This is a genomic window from Streptomyces sp. NPDC104381, from assembly GCF_055583745.1.
In genome coordinates, this window is record NZ_JBVJNK010000001.1 from 923043 (window position 1) to 945476 (window position 22434).

The window sequence follows — 22434 nt, forward strand, 5'->3', positions numbered from 1 at the left end:
CTCCTCGGGCCGTACGGGTGAGTACGTCCGTGTGCGCGCGACACACCGCTGGGACCGATGTGGCCTCGGCGAACGTGAGTTGTGCCGGGATTGGGGTGTTGTGCCCCGGGTGTGCGTCTTCGCGCATTGACCCTGTCCGGCTGCCCCCGTATGCTACAAGTTGCGTCGCGAGCCTGCGCGCTTCAGACCTAGCAGGCCGCGCTCGCGTCTGTTGCATGTCCCCTCGGTTGTCGAGGCGCCTCCGGTCGACGGATCGGCGCTTTCCAGGCTGTCCGGCTTCTGCAGAGGCGATACGGGCTTTCGGCGTAGCAGTACCTACGACTCACTGTCCGTACCGGAGCCCTTTCCCACATGACGAGCAGCACCGAGACCACCGCCACCACTCCGCAGGTTGCGGTCAACGACATCGGCGACGCGGACGCGTTCCTCGCGGCGATCGACGAGACGATCAAGTACTTCAACGACGGCGACATCGTTGACGGTGTCATCGTCAAGGTTGACCGGGACGAGGTTCTCCTCGACATCGGTTACAAGACCGAAGGTGTCATCCCGAGCCGCGAGCTCTCGATCAAGCACGACGTCGACCCGAACGAGGTCGTCAAGGTCGGCGACGAGATCGAGGCCCTGGTTCTCCAGAAGGAGGACAAGGAAGGCCGCCTGATCCTCTCGAAGAAGCGCGCTCAGTACGAGCGTGCCTGGGGCACCATCGAGAAGATCAAGGAAGAAGACGGCATCGTCACCGGTACCGTCATCGAGGTCGTCAAGGGTGGTCTCATCCTCGACATCGGCCTCCGTGGCTTCCTCCCGGCGTCGCTCGTCGAGATGCGTCGTGTCCGCGACCTCCAGCCCTACGTGGGCAAGGAGCTCGAGGCCAAGATCATCGAGCTGGACAAGAACCGCAACAACGTGGTCCTGTCCCGCCGCGCCTGGCTCGAGCAGACGCAGTCCGAGGTTCGCCAGACGTTCCTCACGACCCTGCAGAAGGGTCAGGTCCGCTCCGGCGTCGTCTCCTCGATCGTCAACTTCGGTGCCTTCGTGGACCTGGGTGGCGTCGACGGTCTCGTGCACGTCTCCGAGCTGTCCTGGAAGCACATCGACCACCCCTCCGAGGTTGTCGAGGTCGGCCAGGAAGTCACCGTCGAGGTCCTCGACGTCGACATGGACCGCGAGCGCGTCTCGCTGTCGCTCAAGGCGACGCAGGAAGACCCGTGGCAGCAGTTCGCCCGTACGCACCAGATCGGGCAGGTCGTTCCCGGTAAGGTCACCAAGCTCGTTCCGTTCGGTGCGTTCGTCCGCGTCGACGAGGGCATCGAGGGTCTGGTCCACATCTCCGAGCTGGCCGAGCGCCACGTCGAGATCCCGGAGCAGGTCGTCCAGGTCAACGACGAGATCTTCGTCAAGGTCATCGACATCGACCTCGAGCGCCGTCGCATCAGCCTCTCGCTGAAGCAGGCCAACGAGGCCTTCGGTGGCGACCCGGCCTCGGTCGAGTTCGACCCGACCCTGTACGGCATGGCCGCGTCGTACGACGACCAGGGCAACTACATCTACCCCGAGGGCTTCGACCCCGAGACCAACGACTGGCTCGAGGGCTTCGAGGCGCAGCGCGAGGTCTGGGAGACGCAGTACGCCGAGGCGCAGCAGCGCTTCGAGCAGCACCAGGCCCAGGTCATCAAGTCCCGCGAGGCCGACGAGGCTGCCGCTGCCGAGGGTGCTGCCGCCCCGGCCGGCGCTGCCCCGGCTGCCTCCGGCGGCAGCGGTGGCGGTTCGTACTCCTCGGAGTCCGCGGACAACTCCGGCGCCCTGGCGTCGGACGAGGCCCTGGCTGCCCTGCGCGAGAAGCTGGCCGGCGGCCAGAGCTGACGCTCCGACCCCAGCCGCTCCTCGGCCGTAGAGCCGCAGAGCTGTAGGTGAGGCCCGTCCCCTTCGGGGGGCGGGCCTCACGCATGTCCGGGCCTCACGCATGTCCGGGCCTCACGCATGTCCGGGCCGGGGAGCAGCGCGTGCGGCAGGCGCGGGTGGCTGACGTCCCGTCACACCTGCTCGGCCCTCGCACCGCTCAACAGGGCTGCCCGGCCTGGGTACTTCGTGGGGGACCGCCTCGGCCGGCCGGGTCCGCGCGTCACCGCGAGGGAAAGGGGCGACGGCGGGAATGCTGTGGCCTGGCGGGGTGTTCTTGTGCAGGAACACGAGGAGGAGCGGTAACCGTGCCTGAACCGCAGAGTTTGTACGAATGGGAGCCCAAGGGCCTGGCCGTCGTCGACATGGCGCTCGCCCAGGAGTCGGCCGGCCTGGTCATGCTCTACCACTTCGACGGATACATCGACGCGGGCGAGACCGGCGAGCAGATCGTCGACGGCCTGCTCGAGACGCTGCCCCACCAGACCGTGGCCCGCTTCGACCACGACCGGCTCGTCGACTACCGGGCGCGCCGCCCGCTGCTGACCTTCAGGCGTGACCGGTACACGGCGTTCGAGGCGCCCACCCTGGAGGTGAAGGTCGTCCAGGACGCCACGGGCGCCCCCTTCCTGCTCCTCTCCGGGCCGGAGCCCGACGTCGAGTGGGAGCGGTTCGCCGCCGCCGTGGAACAGATCGTGGAGCGGCTCGGTGTCCGCCTCTCGGTCAGCTTCCACGGCATCCCCATGGGCGTCCCGCACACCCGCCCCGTCGGCCTCACGCCGCACGGCAACCGCACCGACCTGACGCCCGGGCACCGCAGCCCCTTCGACGAGGCGCAGGTGCCGGGCTCCGTCGAGGCGCTCGTGGAGTACCGGCTGATGGAGGCGGGGCACGACGCGCTCGGCGTCGCCGCCCATGTGCCGCACTACGTCGCGAGGTCCGCCTACCCGGACGCCGCGCTCACCGCCCTGGAGGCGGTCACCGCCGCGACCGGACTGGTCCTGCCGAGCGTGGCGCACACGCTGCGCACGGAGGCGCACCGCACCCAGACCGAGATCGACCGGCAGGTCGGCCAGGGCGACGAGGAGCTCGTCTCGCTCGTCGAGGGGCTGGAGCACCAGTACGACGCGGTCGCGGGGTCCGAGACCCGGGGCAACCTCGTCGCGGAGCCCGCGGACCTGCCCTCGGCGGACGAGATCGGCCGCGAGTTCGAACGTTTCCTCGCGGAGCGTGAAGGCGATTCCTGAGAGGCCTCCGGCCGCACTCCGGGCCGGAGGCTAGGCTCGGCCCATGCTGAAAGTGGGCCTGACCGGCGGGATCGGCGCCGGCAAGAGTGAAGTGTCACGACTGCTCGCGCGCTTCGGCGCCGTACTCATCGACGCCGACCGGATCGCCCGCGAGGTCGTCGAGCCCGGCACCCCGGGGCTCACGGCCGTCGTCGAGGCCTTCGGGCCGGGGATCCTGCGCCCCGACGGCGCCCTGGACCGGTCGGCGCTCGGCTCGATCGTCTTCGCCGACCCCGCGCGCCTGGCCACGCTCAACGCCATCGTCCACCCGCTCGTCGGGGCCCGTTCCGCCGAGCTGGAGCGGGCCGCCGGGGCCGGCGCGGTCGTCGTCCACGACGTCCCGCTGCTCACGGAGAACGGCCTCGCCCCGCTCTACGACCTGGTCGTCGTCGTCGACGCCCAGCCGGGCACCCAGCTGGACCGGCTCGTACGGCTGCGCGGGATGACGGAGTCCGACGCCCGGGCCCGCATGGCGGCGCAGGCCACGCGAGAGGAACGGCTGGCCGTCGCCGATCTCGTCATCGACAACGACGGTCCGCTGGAGGACCTGGAACCCCAGGTCCGCACGGTCTGGTCGCGGCTCACCGCACGGGCCGCCACCGGCTGACCCGGCGTGCGGGCGGAATACGCGCACCCGGCCCCATGTTGAACAGCGGCAGGCGAGGGGAAGGATACGGTCGTGCCCGAGAAGAACCCGGAGACGCATGTCATCGACTTCCGCGCGGCGGAGCAGCTGCTCGCCGCACGGGATCCGCGCGGTGCGGTCAAGCTGCTCGACTCGGTGATAGGCGCCCACCCGGAGAACACGGCGGCCCGGCTGCTGCGGGCCAGGGCCTTCTTCGCCGCCGCCCAACTGCGCCCGGCCGAGCTTGAGTTCGAGTTGGTCCTGGAGCGCGAGCCGGACAACGCCTTCGCGCACTTCGCTCTGGCCCGGACCTTCCAGCGTGCCGGCCGGGACGAGCAGGCCACCCGCCACTTCCGGCTGGCCGCCGCGCTCGACCCGAATCCGGAGTATCTGCGGGCCGCCCGCTTCGAGGACCGTTCCTGACACCGCCCGCGGCGCGGGGGCCGGCTCCGGCCGTCCCCGCGCCACCGCGGGACTCAGCGGCCGTACCGTCTCCGGCCGCGCCGGCCGGGTTCGTACGGGGGGACGTCCCGGCCCGGCTGGAAGCGAGGGCCCTGCCGCATGCGGCGGACCACGACGCACAGGTCGGTGACCGTGATCACCAGCAGGACGGCACAGGCCGTGGCCCAGCCGGCCCGTCCGGTCAGCAGGGACGCCACCATGCCGGCCACGGCCCAGACCGTGCCCCACAGACTCAGCCAGAACCGCATCCGCAGCGGACTGCGTGCGGTGGACGGCTCATTTCCGGTACGCATCATCGGCATCGCCTCGTCTCCAGCATGACTCCGCGACCCGGCGTACGGAAGCCGGCCGGTGCCCGCCGGCGGCGGTGCCGGGGAACGCCGCCCGGCGTCCGTACGTTCCGGCGGGTATGAGCGGACAACTGGTACGTGAGGGACACACGGGGACGGGGCCAGGCGCCATCACACCGGACGGCTGCGCGGTCGAGCTGTACACGCGCCTGTCCGTCGGCAGCGAACCCGAGGTCATCGCCTCGGCGGTGCGGCCGGGGGCGAGCGTGCTCGAACTGGGCTGCGGGGCGGGCCGGGTGACGCACCCCCTGGTCGCGCTGGGCTTCGACGTGACCGCGGTCGACGAGTCGGAGCAGATGCTGGAGCGCGTCCGTGGCGCGCGCACGGTCCGGAGCCCCATCGAGACGCTGGACCTCGGCCAGGAGCGGTTCGACGCCGTGGTGCTCGGGTCGTTCCTGGTGCACACGAGCGATCACCGGGTCAGGGAGGGGCTGCTCGGGACCTGCCGCAGGTATGTGAAGGACGAGGGCGTCGTGCTCATCCAGCGGGAGGGCGCCGGCTACCACTCCGATCTCCCCCGGGAGAGGGAGGACGCGGCCGCGGGGTGCGTGATCCGGATCCTCTCGGCCGAGCCCGTCGGTGACGGGGTGAACGAGGTGCGCGCGGAGTACGTCTTCGAGGACGCCCGGTGGACCCAGACCTTCCGGTCGCGGGAGCTGTCCGTGGAGCGGTTCGAGGCGTACCTGGGGGAGGCCGGGCTCGCCGTCGGCCGCTATCTCACGCCGGACGGCATCTGGGTGCTGGCCCGCCCGGAGCCGCCCCGGCCACTCAGTGGATGAAGCGGTAGCTGCGCCAGGGGAGGGCGCGGGCCGCGTTGGCGTCGGAGAACGTGGTCGCCACATAGGCGGTCGAGCGACCGGTGCAGTCGCGGGTCGTGTAGAGCTCCATGTCGATCAGGGTCCGGTTGTCGACCTTGCCCGAGCCGGCGGGGTCCATCGTGTGGCAGCCCTTCACCGAGGGGCTGTGCACGGTGACGACCTCGTCCTTCTCGGTGGTGTACGACACCGGCCCCACCGCCGTGCGCCCCAGGCCGGAACAGCCCGTGACGGCCACGGTGAGCAGGGCCGCACCGACGGCGATGCGGATGCGTCGGCGGAGAACGGTGGGGGGCGCGGTCACGGACATGGGCGGGTCCTCGTCTGCTCGTCCGGCTCATCGGTACGTCACAGAGACGTGCTGGCGCTGGCCACCCTGCCCGGTCCGCCGGATGCCGGCATCCGGTGCGCGGCCGGCCGGGGCCACCGGCACCCGCACGGAGGTTCGAGAATGTACGTATCGGGCATATCGTGTTAATAGGGCGTGATGAGTGGGTGCGGTGACGCACCCCGGAGGCAGGGGGCCGTGATGGTCCAGGAGCTGTTGATCGCATTGGTGGCGGTGCTCTCGTGCGGCCTGGTGTACGCCATGGCCGCGGCCCGGGTGGTCAAGCAGTACGAACGGGGGGTGGTGCTCCGGCTCGGACGGCTCCATGACGCGGTGCGCCCCCCTGGGTTCACCATGATCGTCCCGGGCATCGACCGGCTCCGTAAGGTGAACATGCAGATCGTGACGATGCCCGTGCCGGCCCAGGACGGGATCACGCGCGACAACGTCACGGTGCGGGTGGACGCCGTCATCTACTTCAAGGTGGTGGACCCGGCGAGCGCGGTGATCCAGGTGGAGGACTACCGGTTCGCGGTCTCGCAGATGGCGCAGACCTCCCTCCGGTCGATCATCGGCAAGAGCGACCTCGACGATCTGCTGTCCGACCGCGAGAAGCTGAACCAGGGCCTGGAACTGATGATCGACAGCCCCGCAGTGGGCTGGGGCGTGCAGATCGACCGGGTCGAGATCAAGGACGTCTCGCTGCCCGAGACGATGAAGCGGTCCATGGCCCGGCAGGCCGAGGCCGACCGTGAGCGGCGCGCCAGGGTCATCAACGCCGACGCGGAGCTGCAGGCCTCGAAGAAGCTCGCCCAGGCGGCCCAGCAGATGTCGACCCAGCCGGCGGCGCTGCAGCTGAGGCTGCTGCAGACGGTGGTCGCGGTGGCCGCCGAGAAGAACTCCACGCTGGTCCTGCCCTTCCCGGTCGAACTGCTCCGCTTCCTGGAGCGCGCGCAGCAGGGGCAGCCGCCGGAGAGCGGGCCCGACGGGCAGCGGGCCCCGGAGCAGCGGCCTCCGGAGCCGGACACCGTGGATCCGGGTGTCGTGGATCCGGCCGTGGCGACCCCGTCGGAGGACGCCGTGGATCCGTCGGCCGTGGATCCCACGGTCGCCCTGCAGACCTTCACGGACCGGCCGCTCCCGGACGCCCCTCTCACGGACGGGGTTCCGGAGCCGGACGGGGTGCCGGAGTCCGAACCCGAGGTGCTCCCGGAGCCCGAACCGCGGCAGCCGTCCGAACACCCCCGCAGGGGCCGCTTCACACGCCACCACTGAGCCGCCGCCACTGAGCCGCCCGCACCCCTTCCACCTGTGGAGACGTGGAGACACGGCCGGGGCGGGCGCTGTCATACCTCCCGCCTAGACTCGCCAGGACAGCAGAAGGCGCGGGCCGGCGGCCCCGCCGGCCGAGGCAGGAGGGGCGGTGGACATGGAGCGGCAGACGCAGGACGTCGCCGTCGACCGGCTGCTCCGGTGCGCCGCGGTCTTCCTGCCCGCAGCCCTGCCCCGGGAGGGCCGGATCGCCTTCTGGGACCCCGAGGGAGGCGCCGGTGCCGCCCTGCCCGACGCGGTCCCCGACGGTCCCGCGTACACCGCCACCGAGCTCACGGTCGTCGGCCGGGACGGCGCGGACGGCGCCCGCACCCGCACCGTTCCCGCCCTGGCGCTCGCCGTCGGGGACGCGGTGCCGCTGCTCGCGCGCGCCCGGCACCGCGCCGCGGCGCACCCCGCCACCCGTGCGTGGGGCGCGGCCGCTCTGCACGCGCTGACCCTCGTGGCGCGCGGCAGGCTCCTGCCGGGCCTGACGGCCGACGACCACGACGCGTGGCGGGCCGGACCCCGCGACGCGGAGGACATCGCCCACCTGAGGGCCGTCGCCGCCTCCATGCCGCCCGAGGGGCACGCCGTCCCGCTGGACGGCACCCCGCTGCGCGTCCCCGAACCCCGCGCCCTGCTCGGTGCCTTCCTCGACGCCGTCGCCGACACCCTGCCCCGCACACCCGCCGCCGCCCACGCCATGGGAGCGCCGTTCGCCGCCCGCGAAGGACAGCACCTGCCCGACGCCCGGGCCTGGGCCGTCGAGGTGGCCGCCGGACTCGACGCGGGCGTGCGGGTCTCGCTCCGGCTCGACCTCTCCGCGTACGACCTCTTCGACTCCTCCGGCGCCGACGGGGAGGACGACACGTCCGCCGCCCCGGCCGCCGCGCGCCATGCCGCCGCCGCCATCACCCAGGTGCACAGCCTGGCCGACCCGACGTACGTCACCGACGCGGCGACCCTGTGGAGCGGCGGCGCGGGTGAACCGTTCGGGCCGAGGGCACGGATCGACGCCGTGCTCGCCCTGCGCCGCGCCGCCCGCGTCTGGCCCCCGCTGGAGCGCCTGCTGGACCAGCCCGTCCCCGACGTCCTCGCCGTCACCGAGGACGAGCTGTACGAGCTGATCGGCGAGGCCGGAGCGCGGCTCGCGGCGGCGGGGGTGGCGCTCCACTGGCCCCGCGAGCTGGCCCGCTCGCTCACCGCGACGGCCGTCGTCCGCCCGGCGCCCGGTTCGGCCACCGACGGCACGTCGTTCTTCGACGCGGAGCAGCTCTTCACGTTCGACTGGCAGCTCTCCCTGGGCGACGACCGGCTCACCGAGGCGGAGATGGACACCCTGGCCGAGGCGCACCGGCCGGTGGTGCGGCTCCGGGACCAGTGGGTCGTCGTGGATCCCGCGCTCGTCCGCAAGGCGCGCAAGCGGGAGCTCGGACTGCTGGACCCGGTGGACGCGCTCGCCGTCGCCCTCACGGGCAGCGCCGAGGTCGACGGCGAGCAGGTCGAGGCCGTGCCGGCCGGTGCCCTCGCCGCGCTCCGGGCGCGTGTCCTGGACGAGGACGCCACCCTCCCGGCGCCGCCCGGCCTCGACGCCACCCTCCGCGACTACCAGCTCCGGGGCCTGGCCTGGCTGGACCGGATGACCGCGCTGGGCCTCGGCGGCTGTCTCGCCGACGACATGGGCCTCGGCAAGACGATCACCGTCATCGCGCTCCATCTGCACCGCGACCGGGCCGCCCCCACCCTGGTGGTCTGCCCCGCCTCCCTCCTGGGCAACTGGCACCGCGAGATCAACCGCTTCGCACCCGGCGTCCCCGTGCGGCGCTTCCACGGCACCGACCGCGACCTCGGCGGTTCCGACGGCGGCTTCGTCCTCACGACGTACGGCACGATGCGCTCCAGCGCCGATCAGCTCGCCGCGCACACCTGGGGACTGGTCGTCGCCGACGAGGCACAGCACGTGAAGAATCCGCACTCCTCGACGGCCAGGGCCCTGCGCACCATCCCCGCGCCCGCCCGCGTCGCCCTGACCGGCACCCCCGTCGAGAACAACCTCTCCGAGCTGTGGGCGCTGCTCGACTGGACGACGCCCGGTCTGCTCGGCCCGCTCAAGGCCTTCCGCGCCCGCCACGCCAGGATCGTCGAGAACACCGGCACCGCCGCCGGACTGGGCAACGAGGAGGCCGTCGAGCGGCTCTCCCGGCTGGTCCGCCCCTTCCTGCTGCGCCGCAAGAAGTCCGACCCCGGCATCGCGCCCGAGCTGCCGCCCAAGACCGAGACCGACCACCCGGTCTTCCTCACCCGGGAACAGGCCACGCTCTACGAGGCGGCCGTCCGCGAGACGATGGCGTTCATCGAGCAGTCGGAGGGCATCGCCCGGCGCGGCCTGATCATGAAGCTGCTGGGCTCGCTCAAGCAGATCTGCAACCACCCCGCGCAGTATCTGAAGGAGGAGCCGACCCGGCTCGCGGGACGCTCCGGAAAGCTCGCCCTCCTCGACGAGCTCCTCGACACGATCCTGTCCGAGGACGGCTCCGTCCTGATCTTCACCCAGTACGTGTCGATGGCCCGGCTCCTCGCCGCCCACCTCGCCTCCCGCGCCATCCCCTCCCAGCTGCTGCACGGCGGCACCCCGGTCCCCGAGCGCGAGCGGATGGTGGACGGCTTCCAGTCCGGCGAGGTCCCCGTCTTCCTGCTCTCCCTCAAGGCGGCGGGCACCGGTCTGAACCTCACCCGGGCCGCCCACGTCATCCACTACGACCGGTGGTGGAACCCGGCGGTCGAGGAGCAGGCCACCGACCGCGCGTACCGCATCGGCCAGACCCAGCCCGTGCAGGTGCACCGGCTGATCGCCGAGGGCACCGTCGAGGACCGGATCAGTGAGCTGCTGCGGTCCAAGCGGGCCCTCGCCGACGCGGTGCTCGGCTCCGGAGAGGCCGCACTGACCGAGCTCAGCGACCGCGACCTCGCCGACCTCGTCTCGCTCCGGAGGACGTCATGAGCCCCGGTGGGAGCCCCGCGGCCCGCCCCGGCCCCGACGATCTGCGGCGCACCTTCGAAGCGGTGCCCGCCCGCGCCTCCGACGCCGGGGAGCCCTTCGCGGACAGCTGGTGGGGCCGGGCCTGGGTGGACGCCCTGGAGTCCCTGTCGATGGACGAGGGCCGCCTCGCCCGCGGCCGTACGTACGCCGACGGCGGCCATGTCGCCGCCGTCACCGTCACGCCCGGCCGGGTCATCGCCTACGTCCACGGCAGCCGTCCCCGCCCCTACCGCGCGGAGCTGCGTCTGCGTACGTTCTCGGCGTCCGACTGGGACACCTTCCTGGACGCCGTCGCGGCCCGGCCGGGGCATCTGTCCGCGCTCCTCGACAAGGAGATGCCGCACTCCCTGGTCGACACGGCGGGGGAGACCGGCATCCGGCTGCTGCCCGCCGCCGGTGATCTGGACCCGGACTGCTCCTGCCCGGACCTGGGCCGGCCCTGCAAGCATGTCGCGGCGCTCTGCTTCCAGACGGCCCGGCTGCTGGACAGCGACCCGTTCGTGCTCCTGCTGATGCGCGGCCGGGGTGAGCGTGAGCTCCTCGACGAGCTGGGCCGCCGTAACGCCGAGCACTCCGCGCGCGAGCGCCCCGAGACCCCCGCCATGCCCTCGGTCGCGGCCCGCGACGCGCTGGCCGACCGATTCCTGCCGCCGCTGCCCGCCCCGCTGCCCGTGCCGCCGTACCCGGGTGAGCCGCCGTCCTTCCCGGAGCTGCCCGGCGCCCGTGACCCGCTCGGCCTCGACCACCTCGCCACGGACGCGGCGACCCGCGCCCACACGATGCTCACCACCGGCCAGGACCCGCTCGCCGGGCTCAGCACCTGGCAGGACGCCGTCAGGATCGCCGCGTCCCGCCCCACCGCCGGGCTCACCGCCACCACCCGGGCGCTCTACCGCGAGCTGGCCTACGCCACCGGCCGCAGCACGACGGACCTGGCCCGGGCCGTCGCCGCCTGGCGGCAGGGCGGCGCGGAGGGACTGGAGGTCCTGGAGACACCCTGGGACCCGCCGGCCGGCCCGTTCGACCGGGCGCGGCCCGCCCTCGCCGCGGCCGACCACCCGCGCTTCCAGCCCTGGCGCAACCACCTGACCAACGCCGCGGGCACCCTCCAGCTCCGCTTCGGCCACGACAGCCGCTGGTACGGCTACGAGTCCGACCCCGGCGAGGACGACTGGTGGCCCCGGGCCACGCCGGACCCCGATCCGGTCGCCGCCCTCACCGCCCTGCGCGGCTGAGGCCCGCCCCCGTACCGCCCGCCCCGCACGCCGGCCCCGAGGCCGTCAGCCCCGCAGGACCATCAGCAGGACGACGATCAGGACCGCGCACAGCGGGAGCACCACCCAGCGGGCCTTCCGGACGGACTCGTTCTCCTGGTCGCTCCGTCCACGGGTGGCGTCATGGGAGTCCGCCAGGTGCTCCCAGGCCATGTCGTCGAGCCGCCGCGTGGTCAGCAGGGACGGGGACCAGCCGCAGTGCGCGCAGACGAGGAAGTCGCGGTACGGGTCGTACCGGAAGTCCCGCTCGACATTGACCGTGAACACCTGGTCCCCGGGGCCGATGGCGGTGAAGTGGCGTATGGCCGCACCCATGTCGACTGCTCCCCTGCTCGTGTCCGTCCGTGACGCCGGCCCGTGGACCCGGCTGCGGAACAGTAGCGAACACGGTGGGGACGGCGTCGGCCCGGCCTAAGGTGGGGTGACACGCGACCGCGATGTCGTGTCACTCACCGACGGGGGCGGGCATGGCCGGAAGAGTGGTGTCAGGAGCGGTGACCTGGGGGCTGTTCGCCGCCTGGGCGGTGCACGACGCGGAGGAACTGGCCTCCATGGCCCGGTGGACCGCAACGGCCCGGCCCCGTCTCCAGGAGCGCTTCCCGCAGGTGCCCGCCGCAGTGTGGCGGCGGATGGATCTCTCGCAGCGCGAGGTGAACACCGCCATCGGCCTCATGGCGGGCGTGGTCGCCGCGGCTTCGGCGGCCGGTGCGCGCTCGGGGGGCCGCAGCCCCTTCTTCGGGACCGTCCTGTTCGGATTCGGGCTGCACGGAGCGGTCCACCTGGCACAGTCCGCCGCCTACCGCGGCTACACCCCGGGTGTCGTCACCGCCCCGCTGGTCGTCATTCCGTACTCGGTCTGGGCCGTGCGGCGGCTGGCAGCGGCCGGCATCCCCGTCGGGGGAGGGCGGTCGGCTGCCGCCGGACTGGCGTTGTTCCCGGTCGTCGCGGTCGGGGTGCAGGGTCTTGCCCGGCTGCTGAACAGGCGCTGAGCGGCCCACGGGTGGAGCCGCGCGCCCATCCGTGGGACGACCTGAACCCGGCCGGGCTCACTCGGTGAGCGGCCGCACGCCGGGCATCGGGGTGCCGGGGAGCGAGACCCCGCGGCCCGCGAAGAACCGCTCGAAGACCGGCAGCGGAAGGTCGGCCGTGCGCGTCGAGGCGGTGGCGCCCGAGGGGTTGTGGAAGTGGACACCGGTCCCGTCCGCCGTACGGGAGGTCAGCAGCACCAGATGGCCACCGCGCCCCGGAGCCGGCCGCTCCGGGTGCCGGATCCCGTAGTGCACGGAGGCCATCACCCGCCGGCCCCCGTCCAGCAGATCCAGGATCCCGGCGGGGGAGAGGTGCCGGTGGACGACCGCGTCGAGGCCGTGGACCTCGGACGCGTACCGGGCGAACGGAGCGTAGACCAGGCCCTTGATCACCCCGTCGCCGTCCTCCGTGTACGCGTCGTACGTCAACGCCCCGTCCCGCAGCGCGAACAGGGCCGGCGCCCCGGGGCCGAGCGCCATCCGCAGACAGGCCATCCCGCACAGATGGCCCGCCCAGCGCGCGTACTCGGCGGGCGACGCCGCGCCCGAGTCCGCCCAGCGGGGGTCCCCGGCCGGGTCGAGCCCGCCCTCCACGATCGCCTCCACGAGACCGGCCGAGGCGAACTGCGTGTGCACGAGCGTACGGCAGGTCCCACAGGTCACTGGCGGTATCCGTTCAGGAAGCGGCCGATACGGCTGATCGCCGCGTCCAGGTCGTCGGCGTGCGGGAGGGTGAGGATGCGGAAGTGGTCCGGGCGCGGCCAGTTGAAGCCGGTTCCCTGCACCACCTGGATCTTCTCCCGCAGCAGGAGGTCCAGGACGAACCGCTCGTCGTCGACGATGCGGTGGACCTTCGGGTCGATGCGCGGGAAGGCGTACAGCGCCCCCTTCGGCTTCACGCAGGACACCCCGGGGATCTCGTTGAGCCGCTCCCAGGCCCGGTCACGCTGCTCGTGGAGCCGGCCGCCCGGGGCGACGAGCTCCCGGATGGACTGCCGGCCGCCGAGCGCCGCCTGGATCGCGTACTGCGCGGGGGCGTTGGGGCACAGCCGCATCGAGGCGAGCATGGTGAGCCCCTCCAGATAGCTGCGGGCGTGCTGCTGAGGGCCCGACACCACCATCCAGCCCGAGCGGAACCCGGCGACACGGTACGTCTTGGAGAGCCCGCTGAAGGTGAGGCAGACCAGATCGGGAGCGAGCACCGCCACGCTGTGGTGCTCGGCGCCGTCGTACAGGATCTGGTCGTAGATCTCGTCGGCGAACACCATCAGCCCGTGCCGGCGCGCCAGATCGAGCATGCCGTCGAGGACTTCGCGGGAGTAGACGGCGCCCGTCGGGTTGTTCGGGTTGATGATCACCATGGCCCGGGTGCGGTCGGTGATCTTCGAGGCCATGTCGGCGAGGTCGGGGTTCCAGTCCGCCCCCTCGTCGCAGGTGTAGTGCACCGCCTTCCCTCCGGCGAGGGTGGTCACGGCGGTCCACAGCGGATAGTCGGGGCTCGGGATCAGGATCTCGTCGCCGTCCTCCAGGAGCCCCTGGACGGCCATGGAGATCAGCTCGGACACCCCGTTGCCGAGGAAGACGTCGTCCACGTCGACATCGGTCAGCCCCATCGCCTGATAGCGCTGCGCGACGGCGCGGCGCGCGGACAGGATGCCCCGCGAGTCGGTGTAGCCGTGCGCCTGGGGCAGCATCCGGATCATGTCCTGGACGATCTCCTCCGGCGCCTCGAAGCCGAAGAGCGCCGGATTGCCCGTGTTGAGGCGGAGCACGCTGTGGCCCGCCTCCTCCAGGGCGTTGGCCTGCTCGATGACCGGCCCCCGGATCTCGTAACAGACCTCGTTGAGCTTGCTGGACTGCCGGAACTCCATGCGGTGCCTCCCCGACGAATTGCGATACTTGGTTTTACCAAGCTCGGGCTTGGAAAGTCCAACAACATGTCTAGACTGCGTCGCATGCCACGTCAGCAGCAGCCCGCACGTCCCGCCCGCCGCCGGAGCTACGACCAGTTCTGCGCCACCGCCCGTGCCCTCGACTCCGTCGGCGACCGGTGGACCCTGCTGATCGTCCGTGAACTGCTGGCCGGGCCGCGCCGCTACACCGATCTGCACGCCGATCTGCCCGGGGTCAGCACGGACGTGCTGGCGTCCCGGCTGAAGGACATGGAGCAGGGCGGCCTCGCGGTGCGCCGCCGGCTGCCGCCCCCCGCCGCCGCCGCGGTCTACGAGCTGACCGAGCACGGCCGCGGACTGCTCCCGGTGCTCACCGCGCTCGCCGCGTGGGGGGCGCCGGCACTCGGTGAGCGCCGTCCCACGGACGCGGTCAGGGCCCACTGGTTCGCCCTGCCGCTGCTGCGGGCCCTGGACGGTCTCACCGTGGGCGGAGTCGTCGAAGTCAGGCTGCCGGAGGGGGAGTTCCACCTCCGCACCGGTGAGGAGGCGGCGGGCGGCGAGGCGTACGGCTACGGCCCCGCCGACCGCCCGGACGCCTGTCTCGTCCTGGACGCGGACACCGCCCTGGCGCTCGGACGCGGTGAGAGCACCCTCGCGGAGGCCGTCGGGGAGGGCAGGGCTGAGGTGCTCGGCGAAGGCGCGCTCGCCGACGGACTCCGTGGGTGGCAAAGCCCGCGACCCGCCCCCGTGCCGCTCGACTCGCCGGTAGCGTAGGAGCGTTCACCCGGGCGGATGCTGAGGAGTCCTTCATGAGGTTCGGCGGCGTGATCGACGCGAGAGACGGGGACGGCGGAACGGGCGGAACGGCCGTGAGGGGGCGGAGCGCGCTGCGCAAGGCCCTGCTCGTGGGGGTCTGTGTGGCCGCGCTGGGCCTCGTCCCGGCGGCGGCCGTCGCCACACCGGGCAGCGGAGTCAGCGGCACCGTCGTCGCCGAGGGCACCTCCCAGGGCAAGCTCAAGGTGAAGACGCCCCGGGGCCGTACGGACGTCACCTTCCGGGAGATCACCGTGGCGCCCGGCGGGTCCACCGGCTGGCACACCCACCGGGGCCAGCTGATCGCGGTGGTCAAGTCGGGGACGCTCACCCGGACCCTCGACGACTGCTCGGTCGAGGTGACACCCGCCGGGACGTCCTTCATCGAACCCTCCGGGGCCGACCACCGTCACATCGGACGCAACCTCGGTACGGAACCCGTCGTGCTGTGGGTGACGTATCTGCTCCCCGAGGGCAGTGAGCTCTCCGACGACGCCGAAGCGGCGCACTGCCCGGCGCCGAAGTAGCCGGGGGAGCGGTCAGTTGGCGGGCGTCTCGCCGTACGCGCCGAAGCCCGCCACGACCAGCCCGTCCCGGAAGGTCAGCACCTCGTACACCCGGCCGCCGATCTGGTTGCGGTAGTCGATGACCAGCGCGTCGACGCTCGCCCTGACGTCCATCACCTCGAACTTCAGGTCCGGGATCCGCTCCAGCCCCTGCGCCCAGTACGCCCGCAGGGCGGCCTTGCCGTGCACGGCGCCGGCGGGGTCGTCCGTCAGCCGGGCGATCATGGGCGAGCTGAAGGTCACGTCGTCGTGGTAGTGCGCGAGGATGCGGTCGAGGTCATGGGAGTTCCAGTCGTCCTGCCACCGGGCAGCGAACCGACGGGCGAAGGGGAGATCCATACGGAGCATCATGCGCCAGCGCCCCGGCGCACGGGAACGGTTTTCCGCGTTCCCCGCTCCCGGCGCCGACCGCCCGCGGGCCCCGGGGGCGCGCCGCTCCCGGACCGGCCGCGGGGTGATGATGGACGCGTGCGATTCGAACCGATCACCTGGGAACGGCTGGCCGAAGCCCTGGCCGGGCGCGCCGAAGGAAAGACACCGGACGACGGCGGGCCCTGGCTCAGGATCGGCGTCGACGGTGCGCCCGCAGCCCGCCCCGGAGACCTCGCCGCGCACCTCGCCGAGGCACTGCGGGCACGCGGGCGCCCGGTGCTCACCGTCTCAACGGGCGGTTTCCTGCGCCCGGCCAGCCTCCGCTACGAGTACGGCAAGGAGGACCCGGACTCGTACGCCGACAGCTGGTTCGACACCGGGGCGCTGTGGCGGGAGGTGTTCCGTCCGCTGGAACCCGGCGGCAGCGGCCGGATCCTGCCCGACCTCTGGAACCCCGAGACGGACCGGGCGACCCGCAGCCCCTACCAGGTGCTTCCCGAGGGCGGGGTGCTCGTCCTGCACGGTCCGCTGCTCCTGGGGCAGTGGTTCCCGTTCGACCTCGCCGTACATCTGAGCCTCTCGCCCGGGGCGCTGCGACGGCGCACCGAGGAGAGCGAGCGGTGGACGCTCCCCGCCTTCGCACGCTACGACGACGAGGTCGCCCCGGCCGGCCGGGCCGACGCGGTCGTACGCGCCGACGACCCGCACCACCCCGCCTGGACGGGGCTCGGCTGACCGGACCCGGCGGGTGACGGCGCCGCACGCTCCGCCGCGCCGTCGTGGGCGCGGCCCCGCTCCCGGAACACGCCCCAGGGCGTGTGTTGAAAGTCCCGCCTGCCCGGCCTCCGGGCGGACGGCGCTACTTTCAACACACGCCCTAGAACAGCGGCTGCGGAAGTATCCCCTCCAGGGCCAGCAGCCGCCGTTTCGTCTCCAGCCCGCCGCCGAAGCCGCCGAGCCCCCCGCCGCTCTCCACCACCCGGTGGCACGGAACCACCACCGGAAGCGGGTTGGAGCCCATGGCCGCCCCCACGGCCTGGGCCGCCCCTGGCTGGCCGACCCGGCGCGCGAGGTCCCCGTAACCCACGACCGTCCCGTAGGGCACGCCGGAGGCCAGCTCGCGGAGCACCTCGCGGTGGAAGCCGGACGTCAGCGACCAGTCCAGGTCGAGCGAGAAGTCCCGCAGCCCTCCGGCGAAATAGGCGGCGAGCTGACGCACCGGCTCGGCCAGCAGCGCGGAGTCCGGAGCCTGGACGGGCTCCGCGCCCAGCCGGGACCGCAGCTGTCCCAGCACCTTGTCCCGGACCGCCGGGCGCGCGTGGAAGACCACGGTCACCAGGCCCGTCCGGGTCGCGGCCAGCAGGAGCGGGCCGATGTCGCTCGGCACGACGGACCACTCCACGACCTGCTCGCTGCTCTCCATGGGCCCACCGTACGGCCGGCCACTGACAACGCCGTTCCGTCAGCCGCTCAGCGGGTGGCGTCCCGGACGGTGTCGGGGTTGTTGGAGATGATGCCGTCCACGCCGAAACCGGCCACCTCCGCCGCCTTCGCCGCGTCGTTCACCGTCCAGGTGTTCACCCGGAGCGGCTTGCCGTGGGCGCCCTTCAGCTTCTGCACCTCGGCGACGTAGTCGGCGCCGATCGTCGTGTACGACGGATTGATCTGGTCGGTGAACGCCGCGTACGACGGCAGCTCGGACACCGCGGGGGTGCCCAGGAAGCCCGTGACGACGTCCGGGCGCTGCGCGTGGACAGTTTTCACACTCTCTGCACCGAAGCTCTGGACGATCAGCCTGCGCTTGACGTGAGCGCGGTCGAGCCAGCCCTGCGCGCGCAGGACGCGCAGCGTCTCCTTCTCGATGCCCGGGTAGATCTCCGGGCTCTTGATCTCCAGGAGCAGATTCTGCCGGTTGCGCTCGATACGGTGCAGGTACTGGGCGAGCGTCGGCACCCGGGCGCCCGCGAAGCCGGGGCCGAACCAGCTGCCCGCGTCCAGCTTCGCGATCTCCGCCGCCGTGAAGTCCTTGACGGCCCAGGGCGCGCGGTCCGGGTAGACCTCCTCGGCGTCCGTGGTCCTGTTCAGGGTGGTGTCGTGCACGACGACCAGCACACCGTCCTTGGTGAGCTGTACGTCGTTCTCCACCCAGTCGATACCGAGATCATCCGCCGCGTCCACGGCGGCCAGCGTGTTCTCCGGGGCGTAGGCGGAAGCGCCCCGGTGGGCGTAGACGACCGGGGCGTCCTGGCCGCCCGAGGCCTGGGCCTGGGCGGCGGGCAGCAGGACGCAGGCGCCGAGCAGGGCGGCGACGGTGCCGGATGCGGTTGCTGTGCGTACGGACATGCGTACTCCTCGCGTCGGGATGCGGACAGGCAGAGACTCGCATCCGATGCCCAACGGAGGGGAGGAGGATCATGGCCATGTTGTGAACGGAACGGTGGGTGCCGGATCCGCGGAGGGCCCAGAGGGGGATAAAATGCCGCTCTTATGTTTGCTTGCCGGGCCTTGCCCTTTAGGGTCACCCCCGAACCCGGGCACACCGCGAAGGGCGTACCAGCATGCAGGGCACAGTTGACGGTTTCACCTACGGCCTCGTGACCCCCGTCACGGCATTCCTCATGGCATGCCTCGGCGCGGCGCTCGGTCTGCGGTGCACCACGCGCTCCCTGCGCACCCGGGGCCCCTCCAGAGCCGGCTGGCTGGCACTGGGCGCGACCTCCATCGGCTCCGGCATCTGGACGATGCACTTCATCGCGATGCTGGGCTTCACCGTCCGGGAGGCGCCGATGAGCTACGACAGGCCCCTCACCTTCGCCAGCCTCGGCGTGGCGGTCGTGATGGTCGGGGTCGGGATATTCCTCGTCGGCTACCGGGGCGCCACCCGGATGGCGCTGGTCACCGGCGGGACGATCACCGGCCTCGGGGTCGCCTCCATGCACTACCTGGGCATGGCCGGAATGAACTTCGACGGACTGTTCGAGTACGACATCCTCACCGTCTCGCTGTCCGTCCTCATCGCCGTGGTGGCCGCCACGGCCGCTCTGTGGGCGGCCGTCTCCATCCACGGCTTCCTCCCCAGCCTCGGCGCGAGCGTCGTCATGGGCGTGGCCGTCAGCGGGATGCACTACACCGGGATGGCCGCGCTCCAGGTGCACCTGCACCCCGACGCCACTCCCCAGGCCGGCGAGGCCCCCACCTCGCTGCTCCTGCCGATGATGATCGGCCCGGGCTGCTTCCTGCTGCTCGCCACGGTGATCGTGATGATCGACCCGCTGGTGGTGACGGGCACCCCCCAGGGCGGAGGCCGGCAGCCCGGACACCTCTCCCGGCGCGGTGGCCCGATGGCCTCGATCCCCGCCCAGCGCAGCCCCGCACAGCCCTACGAGACCGCCTCGCGCAGGGCGTACCGGCAGCCGCGGGGCCGCTGATCCCCGGCCGTTGTCAGTGGGGGGTCGTACGGTGGTTGCATGCGGCCAGTCTCGAAGATCGAACGTTCGGTGGCGCCTTTCGAGGTCGTCAGTCCCTACCAGCCCAGCGGTGACCAGCCGACGGCCATCGCCGAGCTGGACCGCCGTGTCCGCGCGGGTGAGAAGGACGTCGTCCTGCTCGGCGCGACCGGCACGGGCAAGTCGGCCACGACCGCCTGGATGATCGAGAAGCTGCAGCGCCCCACCCTGGTGATGGCGCCGAACAAGACGCTGGCGGCCCAGCTGGCCAACGAGTTCCGCGAGCTCCTCCCGAACAACGCCGTGGAGTACTTCGTCTCGTACTACGACTACTACCAGCCCGAGGCGTACGTCCCTCAGTCGGACACCTACATCGAGAAGGACTCCTCGATCAACGAGGAGGTCGAGCGCCTCCGGCACTCCGCGACGAACTCGCTGCTCACCCGGCGCGACGTCGTCGTGGTCGCCTCGGTCTCCTGCATCTACGGCCTGGGCACCCCCCAGGAGTACGTGGACCGGATGGTCCAGCTCAAGGTCGGCGACGAGGTCGACCGCGACCAGCTGCTGCGCCGTTTCGTCGAGATCCAGTACACCCGCAACGACCTCGCGTTCACCCGCGGCACCTTCCGCGTCCGCGGCGACACCATCGAGATCTTCCCGGTGTACGAGGAGCTCGCCGTCCGCATCGAGATGTTCGGCGACGAGATCGAGGCGCTCTCGACCCTCCACCCGCTGACCGGCGAGGTCATCAGCGAGGACGCCGCGCTCCACGTCTTCCCCGCCAGCCACTACGTGGCGGGTCCCGAGCGCATGGAGAAGGCCGTCACCGGCATCGAGCAGGAGCTGGAGCAGCGCCTCGCCGAGCTGGAGAAGCAGGGCAAGATGCTGGAGGCCCAGCGGCTGCGCATGCGCACCACGTACGACATCGAGATGCTGCGGCAGATCGGCACCTGCTCCGGCGTCGAGAACTACTCCATGCACTTCGACGGACGCTCTCCCGGCACCGCCCCCAACACCCTCCTGGACTACTTCCCCGAGGACTTCCTCCTCGTCCTGGACGAGTCGCACGTCACCGTGCCGCAGATCGGCGCGATGTACGAGGGCGACGCCTCCCGTAAGCGGACCCTCGTCGACCACGGCTTCCGGCTGCCCTCCGCCCTGGACAACCGCCCCCTGAAGTGGGAGGAGTTCCTCGGCCGGATCAACCAGACGGTCTACCTCTCCGCCACCCCCGGGAAGTACGAGATGTCCCGCGGCGACGGTTACGTCGAGCAGATCATCCGGCCCACCGGGCTCGTCGACCCGGAGGTCGTCGTCAAGCCGACCGAGGGCCAGATCGACGACCTGGTCCACGAGATCCGCAAGCGGACCGAGCAGGACGAGCGCGTCCTGGTCACCACCCTCACCAAGAAGATGTCCGAGGACCTCACGGACTACTTCCTGGAGCTGGGCATCCAGGTCCGCTACCTCCACAGCGACGTCGACACGCTGCGCCGCATCGAGCTGCTGCGCGAGCTGCGCTCCGGCGAGTACGACGTCCTGGTCGGCATCAACCTCCTGCGTGAGGGCCTCGACCTGCCCGAGGTGTCGCTCGTGGCCATCCTCGACGCGGACAAGCAGGGCTTCCTGCGCTCCGGCACCTCGCTGATCCAGACCATCGGACGTGCCGCCCGTAACGTCTCGGGACAGGTCCATATGTACGCCGACAAGGTCACCCCGGCGATGGCGCAGGCCATCGACGAGACCAACCGCCGCCGCGAGAAGCAGATCGCGTACAACACCGAGCGGGGCGTAGACCCGCAGCCGCTCCGCAAGAAGATCAACGACATCGTCGCCTCCATCGCCCGCGAGGAGGTCGACACCGAGCAGCTGCTCGGCACCGGCTACCGCCAGGCCAAGGACACCAAGGCCCCCGTCCCCTCGCTGGGTGGCAAGGCCGCCGCGGGGGGCAAGGCGAAGAAGGACGGCGCGGTGGTCACCGACCGGCCCGCCGCGGAGCTCGCGGGGATCATCGAGGAGATGACGGACCGCATGCGGGCCGCCGCCGCCGACCTGCAGTTCGAGGTCGCCGCCCGGCTGCGTGACGAGGTGGGGGAGCTGAAGAAGGAGCTGCGGCAGATGAGGGAGGCGGGCCTGGCCTGACCTCCTGGGGCGCGCGGTGTTCCCCCGGGGGCCCGCAGTGTTGCAGGACCGACACAAAAACGGCCCATGGCTCCTTTCCGCCTCGGGGGACTGCGTAGGGTGCGGGGAAACCGCACACCGAAGGTGGCGGGGCAAGCGGAGAGGGGACAGCGCGTGACGGTCAACATGACCAAGGGCCAGGCCATCAGCCTGCAGAAGAGCGACGGGGGGACCCTGACCGCGGTACGGATGGGGCTCGGCTGGCAGGCGGCCCCGCGCCGCGGGCTGTTCGGCTCGCGCACCCGGGAGATCGACCTGGACGCCTCGGCGGTGCTCTTCGCCGACAAGCAGCCCGTGGACGTCGTGTTCTTCCGTCACCTCGTCAGCGACGACGGTTCGGTCAAGCACACCGGCGACAACCTGGTCGGCGGTGCCGGCTCCGGCGGCGACGACGAGGCGATCCTCGTCGACCTGCAGCGGGTCCCGGTCCACATCGACCAGATCGTCTTCACGGTGAACTCGTTCACCGGCCAGACGTTCCAGGAGGTGCAGAACGCCTTCTGTCGCATCGTCGACGAGACCAACGGCCAGGAGCTCGCCCGCTACACGCTGGACGGCGGCGGCCAGTACACGGCGCAGATCATGGCCAAGGTGCACCGCGTGGGCGGCGGATGGCAGATGACCGCCCTGGGCAACCCGGCCAACGGCCGTACGTTCCAGGACCTGATGCCGGCGATCCTGCCGCACCTGTAGGCGCGGCAGCGGGCGGCACGCCGGCCCACAGATCCGTACGAGCAGCTCCC

General features: G+C 72.0%; 23 protein-coding genes. 15 read left to right on the plus strand and 8 right to left on the minus strand.

Annotated elements, in window-relative coordinates:
• The first annotated feature begins 351 nt into the window (after positions 1-351).
• From rpsA to ACZ607_RS04135, 4 genes are all read left to right on the plus strand, one after another.
• Positions 352-1863 carry a 30S ribosomal protein S1 gene (gene rpsA / locus ACZ607_RS04120; protein ID WP_014156844.1) on the plus strand — a complete coding sequence of 504 codons (1512 nt, stop codon included), beginning with the start codon at positions 352-354 and terminating at the stop codon, positions 1861-1863.
• Between the two features lie 344 nt (positions 1864-2207).
• The gene (locus ACZ607_RS04125) at positions 2208-3146 is read left to right on the plus strand and encodes a PAC2 family protein (RefSeq protein ID WP_469731468.1); all 939 of its coding nucleotides are present in this window, start codon (positions 2208-2210) and stop codon (positions 3144-3146) included.
• A 43-nt stretch (positions 3147-3189) separates the two neighbouring features.
• Positions 3190-3792 (plus strand): dephospho-CoA kinase, encoded by a 603-nt coding sequence (gene coaE / locus ACZ607_RS04130; RefSeq protein ID WP_469731470.1) that lies wholly within the window; start codon positions 3190-3192, stop codon positions 3790-3792.
• A 72-nt stretch (positions 3793-3864) separates the two neighbouring features.
• A complete protein-coding gene (locus tag ACZ607_RS04135) occupies positions 3865-4233 on the plus strand; it encodes a tetratricopeptide repeat protein (protein ID WP_469731472.1) in 369 nt (122 codons plus the stop codon).
• A gap of 53 nt (positions 4234-4286) precedes the next feature.
• Here ACZ607_RS04135 and ACZ607_RS04140 read toward each other — a convergent pair whose 3' ends face one another.
• On the minus strand, positions 4287-4565 hold the full coding sequence (locus tag ACZ607_RS04140; RefSeq protein ID WP_469731858.1) for a DUF6343 family protein: 279 nt from the start codon (positions 4563-4565) through the stop codon (positions 4287-4289).
• Between the two features lie 116 nt (positions 4566-4681).
• On the opposite strand from ACZ607_RS04140, the gene ACZ607_RS04145 reads away from it, so the two are divergent.
• Positions 4682-5401, plus strand: coding sequence for a class I SAM-dependent methyltransferase (locus ACZ607_RS04145; RefSeq protein ID WP_469731474.1), 720 nt, complete (start codon positions 4682-4684; stop codon positions 5399-5401).
• Here ACZ607_RS04145 and ACZ607_RS04150 read toward each other — a convergent pair.
• Entirely contained in the window at positions 5391-5747 is a 357-nt protein-coding gene (locus ACZ607_RS04150; RefSeq protein WP_469731476.1) for a hypothetical protein, read from the minus strand. The two genes, ACZ607_RS04145 and ACZ607_RS04150, sit on opposite strands and share 11 nt — an antisense overlap.
• A 219-nt stretch (positions 5748-5966) precedes the next feature.
• On the opposite strand from ACZ607_RS04150, the gene ACZ607_RS04155 reads away from it, so the two are divergent.
• From ACZ607_RS04155 to ACZ607_RS04165, 3 genes are all read left to right on the plus strand, one after another.
• Positions 5967-7040 (plus strand): slipin family protein, encoded by a 1074-nt coding sequence (locus ACZ607_RS04155; RefSeq protein ID WP_469731477.1) that lies wholly within the window; start codon positions 5967-5969, stop codon positions 7038-7040.
• A 154-nt stretch (positions 7041-7194) separates the two neighbouring features.
• Positions 7195-10080, plus strand: a complete 2886-nt coding sequence (locus tag ACZ607_RS04160) for a DEAD/DEAH box helicase (RefSeq protein ID WP_469731479.1) — start codon at positions 7195-7197, stop codon at positions 10078-10080.
• A complete protein-coding gene (locus ACZ607_RS04165) occupies positions 10077-11354 on the plus strand; it encodes an SWIM zinc finger family protein (protein ID WP_469731480.1) in 1278 nt (425 codons plus the stop codon). Before ACZ607_RS04160 ends, ACZ607_RS04165 begins: the two co-directional genes overlap by 4 nt.
• Before the next feature lie 45 nt (positions 11355-11399).
• Here ACZ607_RS04165 and ACZ607_RS04170 read toward each other — a convergent pair whose 3' ends face one another.
• Positions 11400-11708 (minus strand): hypothetical protein, encoded by a 309-nt coding sequence (locus ACZ607_RS04170; protein WP_469731482.1) that lies wholly within the window; start codon positions 11706-11708, stop codon positions 11400-11402.
• Between the two features lie 152 nt (positions 11709-11860).
• Between ACZ607_RS04170 and ACZ607_RS04175 the strand changes: the two genes are divergently transcribed.
• The gene (locus tag ACZ607_RS04175; RefSeq protein WP_469731484.1) at positions 11861-12382 is read left to right on the plus strand and encodes an HXXEE domain-containing protein; all 522 of its coding nucleotides are present in this window, start codon (positions 11861-11863) and stop codon (positions 12380-12382) included.
• 57 nt (positions 12383-12439) lie between these two features.
• Here the strand turns inward: ACZ607_RS04175 and ACZ607_RS04180 are convergent, their stop codons facing one another.
• Together ACZ607_RS04180 and ACZ607_RS04185 are read right to left on the minus strand one after the other, a co-directional pair.
• Positions 12440-13057 carry a cysteine peptidase family C39 domain-containing protein gene (locus ACZ607_RS04180; protein WP_469731485.1) on the minus strand — a complete coding sequence of 206 codons (618 nt, stop codon included), beginning with the start codon at positions 13055-13057 and terminating at the stop codon, positions 12440-12442.
• Positions 13058-13080: 23 nt separating this feature from the next.
• The gene (locus ACZ607_RS04185) at positions 13081-14292 is read right to left on the minus strand and encodes a pyridoxal phosphate-dependent aminotransferase (RefSeq protein WP_469731487.1); all 1212 of its coding nucleotides are present in this window, start codon (positions 14290-14292) and stop codon (positions 13081-13083) included.
• 66 nt (positions 14293-14358) lie between these two features.
• Between ACZ607_RS04185 and ACZ607_RS04190 the strand changes: the two genes are divergently transcribed.
• Positions 14359-15087, plus strand: a complete 729-nt coding sequence (locus ACZ607_RS04190) for a winged helix-turn-helix transcriptional regulator (RefSeq protein WP_469731489.1) — start codon at positions 14359-14361, stop codon at positions 15085-15087.
• A 35-nt stretch (positions 15088-15122) separates the two neighbouring features.
• Positions 15123-15653 (plus strand): cupin domain-containing protein, encoded by a 531-nt coding sequence (locus ACZ607_RS04195; RefSeq protein ID WP_469731491.1) that lies wholly within the window; start codon positions 15123-15125, stop codon positions 15651-15653.
• Between the two features lie 12 nt (positions 15654-15665).
• Here the strand turns inward: ACZ607_RS04195 and ACZ607_RS04200 are convergent, their stop codons facing one another.
• The gene (locus ACZ607_RS04200) at positions 15666-16031 is read right to left on the minus strand and encodes a nuclear transport factor 2 family protein (protein WP_469731493.1); all 366 of its coding nucleotides are present in this window, start codon (positions 16029-16031) and stop codon (positions 15666-15668) included.
• 129 nt (positions 16032-16160) lie between these two features.
• Here ACZ607_RS04200 and ACZ607_RS04205 point away from each other — a divergent pair, with 129 nt between their 5' ends.
• Positions 16161-16799: a nucleoside/nucleotide kinase family protein gene (locus tag ACZ607_RS04205; protein ID WP_469731495.1), complete on the plus strand. Its 639-nt coding sequence runs from the start codon at positions 16161-16163 to the stop codon at positions 16797-16799.
• A gap of 142 nt (positions 16800-16941) precedes the next feature.
• Here ACZ607_RS04205 and ACZ607_RS04210 read toward each other — a convergent pair whose 3' ends face one another.
• Positions 16942-17487 carry a methylated-DNA--[protein]-cysteine S-methyltransferase gene (locus tag ACZ607_RS04210; protein ID WP_469731497.1) on the minus strand — a complete coding sequence of 182 codons (546 nt, stop codon included), beginning with the start codon at positions 17485-17487 and terminating at the stop codon, positions 16942-16944.
• Positions 17488-17534: 47 nt separating this feature from the next.
• Positions 17535-18407 (minus strand): glycerophosphodiester phosphodiesterase, encoded by an 873-nt coding sequence (locus tag ACZ607_RS04215; protein ID WP_469731499.1) that lies wholly within the window; start codon positions 18405-18407, stop codon positions 17535-17537.
• Between the two features lie 215 nt (positions 18408-18622).
• On the opposite strand from ACZ607_RS04215, the gene ACZ607_RS04220 reads away from it, so the two are divergent.
• From ACZ607_RS04220 to ACZ607_RS04230, 3 genes are all read left to right on the plus strand, one after another.
• Entirely contained in the window at positions 18623-19492 is an 870-nt protein-coding gene (locus ACZ607_RS04220; protein WP_469731501.1) for an MHYT domain-containing protein, read from the plus strand.
• A 39-nt stretch (positions 19493-19531) separates the two neighbouring features.
• Positions 19532-21652, plus strand: a complete 2121-nt coding sequence (gene uvrB, locus ACZ607_RS04225) for an excinuclease ABC subunit UvrB (protein WP_469731503.1) — start codon at positions 19532-19534, stop codon at positions 21650-21652.
• Positions 21653-21805: 153 nt separating this feature from the next.
• The gene (locus tag ACZ607_RS04230) at positions 21806-22384 is read left to right on the plus strand and encodes a TerD family protein (RefSeq protein WP_014156879.1); all 579 of its coding nucleotides are present in this window, start codon (positions 21806-21808) and stop codon (positions 22382-22384) included.
• The last annotated feature ends 50 nt before the right edge of the window (positions 22385-22434 follow it).